Annotated in this window: 14 protein-coding genes; all 14 read right to left on the reverse strand. The window is 33.1% G+C overall.

Going from position 1 to position 11,998, the window contains the following annotated elements:
* Position 1: 1 nt before the first annotated feature.
* The gene (locus RN605_RS11090; RefSeq protein WP_313324806.1) at positions 2-1,441 is read right to left on the reverse strand and encodes a complex I subunit 4 family protein; all 1,440 of its coding nucleotides are present in this window, start codon (positions 1,439-1,441) and stop codon (positions 2-4) included.
* A gap of 10 nt (positions 1,442-1,451) precedes the next feature.
* On the reverse strand, positions 1,452-3,329 hold the full coding sequence (gene nuoL, locus RN605_RS11095) for an NADH-quinone oxidoreductase subunit L (RefSeq protein ID WP_313324808.1): 1,878 nt from the start codon (positions 3,327-3,329) through the stop codon (positions 1,452-1,454).
* Positions 3,330-3,333: 4 nt separating this feature from the next.
* Complete coding sequence (nuoK, locus tag RN605_RS11100) at positions 3,334-3,654, reverse strand: NADH-quinone oxidoreductase subunit NuoK (protein ID WP_313324810.1); 321 nt, start codon at positions 3,652-3,654, stop codon at positions 3,334-3,336.
* Positions 3,654-4,166 carry an NADH-quinone oxidoreductase subunit J family protein gene (locus RN605_RS11105; protein WP_313324812.1) on the reverse strand — a complete coding sequence of 171 codons (513 nt, stop codon included), beginning with the start codon at positions 4,164-4,166 and terminating at the stop codon, positions 3,654-3,656. The genes nuoK and RN605_RS11105 overlap by 1 nt, the downstream gene beginning before the upstream one ends.
* A gap of 1 nt (position 4,167) precedes the next feature.
* Entirely contained in the window at positions 4,168-4,713 is a 546-nt protein-coding gene (locus tag RN605_RS11110) for a NuoI/complex I 23 kDa subunit family protein (RefSeq protein ID WP_313324814.1), read from the reverse strand.
* A gap of 10 nt (positions 4,714-4,723) precedes the next feature.
* A complete protein-coding gene (gene nuoH, locus RN605_RS11115; protein ID WP_313324816.1) occupies positions 4,724-5,755 on the reverse strand; it encodes an NADH-quinone oxidoreductase subunit NuoH in 1,032 nt (343 codons plus the stop codon).
* On the reverse strand, positions 5,748-6,797 hold the full coding sequence (locus tag RN605_RS11120; RefSeq protein WP_313324819.1) for a 2Fe-2S iron-sulfur cluster-binding protein: 1,050 nt from the start codon (positions 6,795-6,797) through the stop codon (positions 5,748-5,750). Before RN605_RS11120 ends, nuoH begins: the two co-directional genes overlap by 8 nt.
* 17 nt (positions 6,798-6,814) lie before the next feature.
* A complete protein-coding gene (nuoF, locus tag RN605_RS11125; protein WP_313324822.1) occupies positions 6,815-8,182 on the reverse strand; it encodes an NADH-quinone oxidoreductase subunit NuoF in 1,368 nt (455 codons plus the stop codon).
* Between the two features lie 4 nt (positions 8,183-8,186).
* Complete coding sequence (locus RN605_RS11130; protein ID WP_313324824.1) at positions 8,187-8,717, reverse strand: complex I 24 kDa subunit family protein; 531 nt, start codon at positions 8,715-8,717, stop codon at positions 8,187-8,189.
* A 5-nt stretch (positions 8,718-8,722) separates the two neighbouring features.
* Positions 8,723-9,967 carry an NADH dehydrogenase (quinone) subunit D gene (nuoD, locus tag RN605_RS11135; RefSeq protein WP_313324826.1) on the reverse strand — a complete coding sequence of 415 codons (1,245 nt, stop codon included), beginning with the start codon at positions 9,965-9,967 and terminating at the stop codon, positions 8,723-8,725.
* A 23-nt stretch (positions 9,968-9,990) separates the two neighbouring features.
* The gene (locus tag RN605_RS11140) at positions 9,991-10,509 is read right to left on the reverse strand and encodes an NADH-quinone oxidoreductase subunit C (protein ID WP_313324828.1); all 519 of its coding nucleotides are present in this window, start codon (positions 10,507-10,509) and stop codon (positions 9,991-9,993) included.
* Position 10,510: 1 nt separating this feature from the next.
* A complete protein-coding gene (locus RN605_RS11145; RefSeq protein WP_171221031.1) occupies positions 10,511-11,056 on the reverse strand; it encodes an NADH-quinone oxidoreductase subunit B in 546 nt (181 codons plus the stop codon).
* A gap of 13 nt (positions 11,057-11,069) precedes the next feature.
* The gene (locus RN605_RS11150) at positions 11,070-11,435 is read right to left on the reverse strand and encodes an NADH-quinone oxidoreductase subunit A (RefSeq protein WP_313324833.1); all 366 of its coding nucleotides are present in this window, start codon (positions 11,433-11,435) and stop codon (positions 11,070-11,072) included.
* A 190-nt stretch (positions 11,436-11,625) separates the two neighbouring features.
* Positions 11,626-11,826 carry a cold-shock protein gene (locus RN605_RS11155; RefSeq protein WP_313324835.1) on the reverse strand — a complete coding sequence of 67 codons (201 nt, stop codon included), beginning with the start codon at positions 11,824-11,826 and terminating at the stop codon, positions 11,626-11,628.
* Positions 11,827-11,998: the final 172 nt, after the last annotated feature.

Here is an 11,998-nt window from a genome sequence, read left to right on the forward strand (position 1 = left end):
TTTATGATCTATTTATTACTGCTAAAATATTTTGAATTGCAGGATTTACTAATTCGGTTATTGGTTTTGGATACAATCCAAAGAATAAAAGGAATCCAATAATAGTTACAAATACAATCGTTTCATTTATTGAAACATCTGCAAAAATTTTGGTATTGGTTTCGCCTAACATAACATTTTGGAACATTTTCAACATGTAATATGCTCCAAGAATAATAGTTGTTCCCCCAAAAACTGCAAACCAAATATTGATTTGACTTAAACTATATAACACCGTAAATTCTCCAACAAAGTTATAAGTTCCAGGTAATGCAACCGATGCTAAAACTAAAATCATAAACATGGATGTAAACTTTGAAGCTTGAGAACGAATTCCTCCTAGTTCATTGATTTTTCTAGTTTCAAATCTTCTAAAGATTACTTCAGCGGCAAAGAATAATCCAACGATAACAAATCCGTGAGCAATCATTTGATAAACGGCACCGTTTAAACCATCGGCAGTTAATGTATAACAACCTGCTGCAATTAATCCAACGTGCGCTAACGACGAATAAGCCAATAATTTTTTCAAATCTTTTTGGCGTAAAGCAACAATTGAACCATAAATTACACCAGCAATACTTACTCCGATTAAAATTGGCATGTATTCTTTTGCGGCATCAGGAGCAATTGGTAATTGCCAACGAATAACGCTGTACAATCCCATTTTCAACATAATTCCCGACAATAACATTGTTCCAACAGTTGGTGCTTTTTGATATACTTTTGCTTGCCAAGTATGAAAAGGAATAATTGGAATTTTGATGGCATAAGCAGCAAAAAAGGCAAAGAATATCCAAAATTGTTCAGTATCGGTTAGATTCAATTGGTATAAATCTTCTAAGATGAAACTTCCCGCTTTTGCATATAAGTAAGCAAAGGCAACTAGCATGAATAATGAACCAGCTAAAGTGTAAATAAAGAATTTTACAACAGCTTTTTTACGAGATTCAGCATCACCATTACCCCAAATTAATGCTATAAAGTATATTGGAATTAATGCTAATTCCCAGAAAACATAGTACAATAAACCATCGGTTGCTAAAAATGTTCCAGTCATAGCAAACGCCATGAATAATACTAAAGCATAAAAGTTTTTGCTATTTGTAAAAGAATTTCCAAATGAGGAAAGAATAATCAAAGGAGTTAAACCTGTTGTTAATAAAACCATAGCTAATGATAATCCATCGGCTTTAAACGCTAATGAAACATTTGGTTTTTGAATCCAACTGCCAACATAGCTGATAATTTCTCCTTGATTGAAAAGTGTTAACAGATATAATGAAACAGCAAATGCAGATACGCTGAACAGCAATGCTATTTTTGAAGCCAATTTATCACCTGATAAAAAGGTAACAATCGAACCTGCTAAAAGTAATAGTAATAATAGAGTTACATTCATTATATAAAAATTATCGAGCTATAAATAAATAGGATATGATGGCACAAATACCTAACACAAAAACGAAAAGATATAATCCAACACTTCCTGTTTGAATTTTTCTGCCTTGATTTGAAATACCATTTGCCAACGTTCCAAAACTGAAAACTAACTTGCCTAATGCTGGTTCTAAAGTCGTTCTGAAGAAATTAGAAAGTGCATTCAATGGTTTTACGATGATGAAAGTGTAAAATTCATCAACATAATATAAATTGTAAACTGTTTTTGAAAAACCAGTAATCTGATTGTCTTCTTTTGGCACAAAACTTTGTTTGATATATTTAGAATATGCCCAAACGATAGCAATTAATGCTCCAACCAAGGCAATTCCCATTAGCATATATTCTTGTGTTCCTAAGTGATGTGCTTCGTGTTTTGCCACTAAAACTGGTTCTAAGAAATGGTTTAACCACATACTTCCAGGTAAATTAATTGCACCACCAATAGCTGCTAAAACCGCCAATATTACTAAAGGAATAGTAATTAAACTTGGACTTTCATGTAAATGATGTTTTTGTTCTTCAGTTCCTCTGAATTCTTTGAAAAATGTTAAGTACATCAATCGGAACATATAGAAAGCTGTCATTATTGAAGCAATGGAAGCCACAACCCATAAAACAGTGTTATTATGAAAAGCGGTCATTAATATTTCGTCTTTTGACCAAAATCCTGCGAATGGAAATATTCCAGAAATGGCTAAAGTAGAAATCATCATGGTCCAAAACGTGATTGGCATGTATTTCTTTAATCCACCCATATTTCGCATATCTTGTTCGCCATGTAAGGCATGAATTACTGAACCTGAACCTAAGAATAAACACGCTTTGAAAAATGCATGAGTAATTACATGGAAAACAGCAACGTTATACGCACCAAATCCTAATGCTAAAAACATCAATCCTAATTGAGAAACGGTTGAATAGGCCAATACTTTTTTGATATCGTTTTGTAATAAACCAATAGATGCAGCAACCAATGATGTAACAGCACCAACAATAGCAATTATATTTTGAACATCCGGAGTAATATCAAATAAGAAATTCATTCTGGTAATCATAAAAATACCAGCTGTAACCATGGTAGCCGCGTGAATTAATGCTGAAACTGGTGTTGGTCCAGCCATTGCATCTGGCAACCAAGTGTAAAGTGGTAACTGTGCCGATTTTCCACAAGCTCCGATGAATAAACACAAAGCAGCAACTCCAAGTAAAGAAGAATTAGTTTCACCTTTTACTACTAAAGATTGAATTTCTGTATAATTTAGAGTTGAGAAAACATAAGCAATCAAGAACATTCCAATTAAGAAACCTAAATCACCAATACGGTTCATGATAAATGCTTTTTTGGCAGCATCATTATACGGTTGATTTTTATACCAAAAACCAATCAACAAATAGGAGCAAAGACCAACGCCTTCCCAACCGATGAACATTACCAATAAATTATTTCCAACGACAAGTGTTATCATGAAGAAGATGAAAAGATTTAAATAGGCAAAAAATTTATGCATATTTTCATCATCGTGCATGTAGCTGATAGAATATAAATGGATTAATGAACCAATTCCGGTTACAAACAATAACCATAACAAAGACAATTGGTCTAACAGAATTCCAAAATCTAATTTGAAATTGCTTACTTGAATCCAATCGAAAAACGAAATTTCAAAGCCTTTCCCGTTTTGATTTAGTTGGGCAAAAAAACAAATGCTTAATAAAAATGATACCACAACAGCAATTGTTCCGATAGCACCAGAAATTCCTTTGCTTACTTTTTTCCCGAAGAAAACATTAAATAGAAATCCAATAAAAGGAGATAAGAGTAATACTAAAGCTAAATTATTTTCCATTAAATTATCCTTTTAAGTTTTTCAATTTATCAATTTCGATTGAACCTAAATTTCTAAAAATAGAAACCAGTATAGCTAATCCAACTGCTACTTCTGCAGCAGCAACTGCCATAGAGAAGAACACAAAAATTTGTCCTTCGGCATCTTGATGTAAGGTTGAAAAAGCAACAAATAACAAGTTTACAGCATTCAACATAATTTCAATCGACATAAAAACAATGATGGCATTTCTTCTGTATAATACTCCAAAAACTCCGATACAAAACAGTAATACGGACAGGAAAATGTAGTTTTCAATACCAATTTGATTTAAAATATTTCCCATTATTTTCCTGATTTTTCTTTTTTAGACAATAAAACAGTTCCCATCATTGCTACTAGTAATAGTATTGATGCAAATTCAAATGGAACCATATATTCGTTAAGCAGTACTTTTCCAAGTACTTTAATCGATTGATAATCTACTCCGGTATCATCATATTCACCCATGAAAGTACGAGAATTTATGAAAACCGAAATCATAATGATGCTGATTAAAATGAAAACGATAATTGCTCCAAGTCTTGTAATTCTTGGTTTATGAACTTCGTCTTCATTATTCAAATTCATCAACATGATAGTAAATAGGAACAAAATCATAATTGCACCCGAGTAAACAATAATGTGAACTAATGCTAAAAACTGAGCATTAAACAACAAATAATGACCTGCAATAGAGAAGAAGCAAAGCACTAAATAAATAGCACTATGAATTGGTCTTCGAGAATAAATGGTCAAAAAAGCAGTCGATAAAGTTATCGCTGAAAGTATATAAAATATAATTAGTACTGTTGACATATTATTGAATCTTTTTCGAATTAGCCAATGCAACTTCCAAAGGCATTACTAATTTATCTTTACCAAAAATGAAATCTTCTCTGTGATATTGAGAAGGCACTAATTCTTTAGAAAGGGTTAAGTAAATAGCGTCTTTTGGACAAGCTTCTTCACACAATCCGCAGAAAATGCATCGCAACATATTGATTTCATAAATTTCAGCGTATTTTTCTTCGCGATAAAGCATTTCTTCACCTGGTTTTCTCTCTGCAGCTTTCATCGTTATTGCTTCTGCAGGACAAGAAAGCGCACACAAACCACAAGCTGTACAGTTTTCTCTACCTAATTCATCGCGTTTTAAAGTGTGTTTTCCACGATAAACCGGACTAAATTCGCGAACTTGTTCAGGATAATGAATAGTGGCTTTTTTTCTAAAAAAGTGTTTGATAGTAATCAATAATCCTTTAATGATAGCTACCAAATATAATCGTTCCCAAAAATTCATTTCTTTATTAGAAACTTCCTTTTTGTGACCTGATAAGGATATATTTTGAATAGATGTTGACATATTTTTTCTCTTATTTAAAAGCTAAAATGCAAATTCCAGTTATTACAATATTGATTATTGATAGTGGAATTAATATTTTCCAACCTAAATGCATTAATTGGTCGTATCTAAATCTTGGAATTGTCCATCTTACCCACATGTAGAAGAAAATGAACGCACAGATTTTTATAAATAAAACCACAATTCCGATGATATTGGCAATATTCATTCCGACATGTTCAGTCATCCATTGCATACCAGGATAATTATAAGCGCCAAAATACAATACTGCTAAAATGGTTGAAGAAATAAACATATTAGCATATTCAGCAAACAAATAGAATCCCATTTTCATTGACGAATATTCCGTATGATAACCACCAATAAGTTCTGATTCACATTCTGCTAAGTCAAAAGGAGTACGATTTGTTTCAGCAAAAGCACAAATTAGAAAGATTAAAAAACCAACCGGTTGATAAAACACATTCCAATTCATTCCTGCTTGTTGCATCGATATTTCTCTTAAACTCAAAGTTCCTGACATCATCAACAATGCAATTATTGATAATCCCATGGCAATTTCATAAGAAACCATTTGTGAACCAGCACGGACAGCAGACATTAACGAATATTTATTATTTGAAGCCCAACCTCCAATCATAATCCCATAAACGCCAATAGAAATAATTCCAAAAACATAAAGTAATGATACATCTATATCCGTTGCTTGAAGAATTATTGTTCTTCCAAAAATTTCTAATTTATCACCCCAAGGAATTACGGCACTAGTCATCAAAGCAGTACTCATGGCAATTGCTGGACCAGTGTAAAATAAAAATTTATTAGGTGTATTTGGTTCAAACTCTTCTTTCGCAAAAAGTTTCATTCCGTCAGCTAGTGGTTGCAATAATCCGCCCCAACCAGCACGATTTGGTCCAACTCTATCTTGAAGAAAAGCGGCAACTTTACGTTCAGCCCAAGTAGAATACATTGCCATTAGCATTGTAATTGCAAAAATGACAACTATAAAAATACTTTTTTCAATAATAAACGCACTATCCATTTTTCTTCGAATTTATATTAGTTCCGTCTATTTTTTCGTTATAATCAATTTCAGCCATACTGATTTTTTTACGATCAATCTCTCTACCTTCCAAAATGCCTTTTTCAGTATTGATGACAACTTTATCTAATTTTCTGGTATAATTATTTTGATTGATAACCGAATCTTTTTCAAACTTTCTTGGTCCTTCAATTACCCAATCAGAAACTTCTTTTTTATCAAAACGACAAGTATTACAGATGAATTCTTCCACTTCGTGATATTCGTCTTTACGAGCAGTAACTCTTTGAATTTCATTTCCAAACATCCAAACAGTTGTTTTTCCACAACATTTATCACAATCTCTGTGTGCGTTGAAAGGTTTGTTAAACCAAACTCTTGATTTGAAACGGAATGTTTTATCTGTTAAAGCTCCAACAGGACAAACATCAATCATGTTTCCAGAAAATTCATTGTCAATTGCAGCAGAAACACAAGTTGAAATTTGTGAATGATCGCCACGATTCAAAACACCATGAACTCTACCATCAGTTAACTGGTCAGCAACTTCAACACATCGTTGACAAACAATACATCTGTTCATGTGAAGTTGAATATATGGACCAATATTTTCAGGTTCAAAAGTTCTTTTATCTTCAATGAAACGTTGTTGCAATTTTCCGTGTTCAAAACTTAGGTTTTGCAAATCACATTCACCTGCTTGATCACAAACAGGACAATCTAATGGATGATTGATTAAAAGAAATTCTGTCACCGCATTTCTTGCTTCGCGAACTCTTTCTGATTTTTTGCTGGCAACTTCCATTCCATCTTGACAACCCGTTACACAAGAAGCAACTAGTTTTGGCATTGGACGTGGATCATTATCGCTTCCTTTAGTAACATCTACTAAACAGCAACGACATTTTCCACCAGTTCCTTTTAATTTTGAATAATAACACATGGCTGGCGGAACAGATTCTCCACCAATCATACGAGCAGCTTGCAGGATGGTTGTTCCTGGTTCTACATCTATTTCTTGACCGTCAATGGTTACTTTCATTTCTTAAATTCTAAACTTTATACGGTTTGTTTTGCTACTAAATGCTTTACTTTTTCAAAAGGTTCAGCAACAAAGTGATCTCTATTTTTTATTTTTTCTGGAAAACGAACATGGTATTCAAACTCATCTCTAAAATGACGAATTGCCGCAGCAACTGGCCATGAAGCTGCATCGCCTAGAGGACAAATGGTGTTTCCTTCAATTTTAGATTGAATACTCCATAATAAATCAATGTCTTCTTCACGACCTTGACCGTTTTCGATTCTCCATAATACTTTTTCTAACCAACCTGTTCCTTCACGACAAGGTGTACATTGTCCACAAGATTCATGATGATAAAAACGGGCGAAATTCCATGTATTTCTAACGATACAAGCTCGGTCATCATAAACAATGAATCCACCAGAACCTAACATTGAACCTGTAGCAAAACCACCATCAGAAAGACTTTCATAAGTCATTAATCTATCTTCACCATTAGCAGTTTTATAAATTAAATTTGCGGGTAAAATTGGAACAGAACTTCCGCCAGGAACTAATGCTTTCAATGGACGATTAGTTTGCATTCCACCACAATATTCATCAGAATTCATGAATTCATAAACCGACAAACCTAAATCGATTTCAAAAACACCTTGATTTTTGATATTTCCAGAAGCAGAAATTAATTTAGTTCCAGTTGAACGACCAATTCCGATAGCAGCATAATCAGCACCAGAATTATTTACAATCCATGGCACAGCAGCAATTGTTTCTACATTATTTACTACTGTTGGATTTTGCCAAAGTCCTTGAACAGCAGGAAATGGAGGTTTGATTCTAGGATTTCCACGATTTCCTTCTAAACTTTCAATTAAAGCGGTTTCTTCACCACAAATATAAGCTCCGCCACCAATTTGAACATACAATTCCAAATCGTATCCAGAACCTAAAATATTTTTCCCTAACCAACCAGCTGTTTTTGCTTCGGCGATTGCTTTTTCTAAAATTTTGTAAACCCACATATATTCACCTCGAATGTATATATAGGATAGATTTGCTCCTAAAGCATAACTTGATGTAATCATTCCTTCAATCAAAAGATGCGGAATGTACTCCATTAAATATCGGTCTTTAAAAGTTCCTGGTTCCGATTCGTCAGCGTTACAAACTAAATGACGTGGTTTTCCAGATTTTTTGTCAATAAAACTCCATTTCATTCCAGCTGGGAAACCAGCGCCACCACGACCACGAAGTCCAGAAGTTTTAACTTCTTCAACTACTTCATCAGGAGTCATTTTTTTCAAAGCTTTTTCTACAGAAGCATAACCACCTTCTTTGCGATAGACTTCATAGGTTTTGATGCCTGGAACGTTTATTTTGTCTAATAATATTTTTCTTCCCATGATATTATTTATCGTGTAAAGTGATTTTTCCTTCTTTGCAATCTTCGATTAATTGGTCAATTTTTTCTTTGGTTAAATGCTCTTGATAAAAATCACCTAACTGCATCATTGGCGCATAACCACAAGCTCCAAGACATTCTACACCACGAATTTCAAACTGACCATCGGAAGTTGGTTCGCCAACTTTAACGCCTAATTTTTCACAAGTATAATCCATTAAATCTTCAACTCCATTTTGACAACAAGGTGATGTTTGACAAAACTCAAACATGTACTTTCCGATTGGTCTTTGGTTGAACATGGTATAAAAAGTAACTACTTCGTAAACTTCAATAGGTTGAATTTGAAGAATTTCAGCAACTTTATTTTGTAATTCAATACTTAACCAATTATCATGAGCATCCTGAACTTCATGTAAAACAGGCAATAAAGCAGATTTTTGTTTTCCTTCAGGATAATGACTAATTAATTCATTGATTCTATTCATCAATGATTCGGTCATGTTTATTTCTTGAGTGTGATGTGTTTTCTCCATAATTATTAAGCGTCTAATTCGCCAGCAATTACATTTAAACTTGATAAAATTACGATGGCATCTGATAACATTCCGCCTTTAATCATCTCGGTGTAAGCTTGATAATAAATATAACAAGGTCTTCTCATTTTCAAGCGATATGGTGTTCTACTTCCGTCTGAAATTAAATAAAAACCTAATTCACCATTTCCGCCTTCAACAGCATGATAAATTTGGTCAATTGGAACAGGAACTTCACCCATTACAATTTTGAAATGATAAATTAAAGCTTCCATATTAGTGTATACATCTTCTTTTGGAGGCAAATAATAATCAGGAACATCAGCATGGATTGGACCTTCTGGTAATTTGTCTAAAGCTTGACGAATAATGCGTAAACTTTCCCAAACTTCAGCATTTCTTACGCAAAAACGATCATAGGTATCACCTGATTTTCCAACTGGAACATCAAATTCAAAATCATCATATGAAGAATACGGAGCCGCTTTTCTAACGTCATAATCTATTCCTGCAGCACGAAGATTTGGTCCAGTAAATCCATATTGCATTGCTTTTTCGGCTGAAATTGGACCAACATCAACGGTTCTATCGATAAAGATTCTATTTCTTTCAAAAAGATTTTCAAATTCTTTCCAAGCAACTGGAAATTCTTCTAAGAAAACATTTAATTTTCTGAATGCTTCTTCAGACCATTCTCTTTCAAAACCTCCAATTCTTCCCATATTGGTAGTTAAACGAGCACCACAAATTTCTTCATAGATTTCATAAACTTTTTCACGGAATTGGAATACATACAAAAATCCAGTGTAAGCACCAGTATCAACACCTAGGATTGAATTACAAATCAAATGGTCAGTAATACGAGCTAATTCCATTACGATAACTCTAAGATATTGAGCACGTTTTGGAACTTCGATGTTTAATAATTTTTCAACTGTCATCCACCAAGCCATATTATTAATTGGCGATGAACAATAGTTCATTCTATCTGTTAAAACATTGATTTGGTAAAAAGGACGATTTTCAGCAATTTTTTCAAAAGCACGATGAATATAACCAATAGTCGGTTCGGCATCAACAATTCGCTCTCCATCCATTAAAAGAATGTTTTGGAAAATTCCGTGAGTTGCAGGATGCGTTGGCCCTAAGTTTAATATCGATAATTCGCTGCCGTCTTCATTTCGAGTTTGCTCAATTATTTTTGCAAATCGATGTTCTGGTGTTAATAATAATTCTGATTCTACTGACATTTTATAATGTTGAATTATTTATTCTATTTATTTGCAACCGTTCTACCAAAGAATCGGTCGTCTTTATCTGTTCTTCCGCTATCTTCAAGAGGAAATTCTTTTCGCATAGGATGAGAAACCATTTCATCCATATTTAAAATACGTTTTAATTGAGGATGGCCAATAAAATTGATTCCATAAAAATCCCAAGCTTCTCTTTCCATCCAATTTGAACATAAAAACAAATCAGTTATTGTTTGAATTTCAGGATTTTCAGGCAAGTATGTTCGAACTCTTATTCTAACATTTTCTATCCAATTATGTAATTGATATACAACTGAAAATTGGTGCTCATCGTCATTATCTGGAAAATGAATTCCTGCTAAATCCGTTAGAAAATGAAAATTTAAAGATTCATCCTCTTTTAATGTTTTTATCACTTCATGAATGATGTCTGAAGTGGCTTCAAAAGAAAAAATATCTCTTTGCATTTCGAAATTCAATACTTTGTTTCCGAATTTGCTTGAAAGCTTTTCTTGTATATAAGTTGTTTCTAAAGCCATTTTATAAATTATAGGAAGCTAAAAGTTCTTTATATTCTGGAGAATTTCTTCTTCTAACTGATTCGTTTTTTACTAACTCTTGAAGTTGCATAACACCATCAACAATTTGTTCTGGTCTTGGTGGACAACCCGGAACGTAAACATCTACTGGAATTACTTTGTCAATTCCTTGTAAAACGGAATACGTATCAAAAACACCTCCAGAACTTGCGCAAGCTCCAACAGCAATTACCCAACGTGGTTCGGACATTTGTTCGTAAACTTGACGAAGAATTGGAGCCATTTTTTTTGAAATAGTTCCCATAACCATTAACATATCAGCTTGTCTTGGAGAAAAACTTACTCTTTCTGAACCAAAACGTGCTAAATCATAGTGTGATGCCATGGTTGCCATAAATTCAATTCCACAACAAGATGTTGCAAAAGGCAATGGCCAAAGAGAATTAGCTCGGGCTAACCCAACAACGTCATTTAATTTTGTAGCAAAGAAACCTTCGCCAACAACTCCTTCTGGCGGAGCAACCATATTTGGTTTTGTAGTACTCATAGCAAATTGTTTTTTATTCCCACTCTAAGGCTTTCTTCTTAATGATGTAGAAGAAACCAACCAATAAAAGAGCCATAAAGATTACCATTTTCACCATTCCTTCCATTCCAAGTTCTTTGAAATTGATTGCCCATGGGTATAGAAAAATTACTTCTACGTCAAAAAGAACAAAAAGAATTGCAACAACGAAGTATTTTACAGAAAATGGAATTCGAGCATTTCCTATTGATTCAATTCCGCATTCGAAATTTTTATCTTTATTTTTTGAATGCCTTTTTGGTCCCAAAAAACTTGAGCCAATGATAGTTAAGACTACAAATCCTATGGCTAAACCAGCTTGCATTAGGATTGGTAAATAATCTAATTGATTGGATTGCATAACCTTAAATTGGGTTAAAAATTAAAACAGTACAAATATACATCGCAATAATTAAAACGCAAGAAACAATAACTAAACGTTTGTAATATCTTCTTTAAAAACAGCTTATTTAAATTGATTATAAATAAAAACGTCCCGAAAATATTTTCGAGACGTTAATTCATTCTAGGTATTCAAAAAATAATATATATTAGTCTTCGATAGGGGTAACTTGTGCCGCTATTTTACCTTTTCTTCCTTCTTCTTCTTCGTAAGAAACTTTGTCTCCTTCGTTAAGTGAGTTGTTTTGAACACCTGACGCGTGTACAAAAATGTCTTTTCCAGTTTCGTCGTCTGTAATAAACCCGTAACCTTTTGATTCGTTAAAAAATTTTACTGTGCCTGTTCGCATTTTGTAATAAAAAAATAATTAATAATGTTCAAAGATAAATTTATTTGTGAGATAACAACTATTTCAGTGTTAAATAATTGCAAAATTTTCATCAAATCTTAGAATTAATTGTATTGTTTTTATCAAAAAAATAGAAATATCCTCAAATTTGAAATAAAAAAAGCAATTGTTT

It is taken from the genome of Flavobacterium sp. PMTSA4 (assembly GCF_032098525.1).
GTDB lineage: Bacteria > Bacteroidota > Bacteroidia > Flavobacteriales > Flavobacteriaceae > Flavobacterium > Flavobacterium capsici.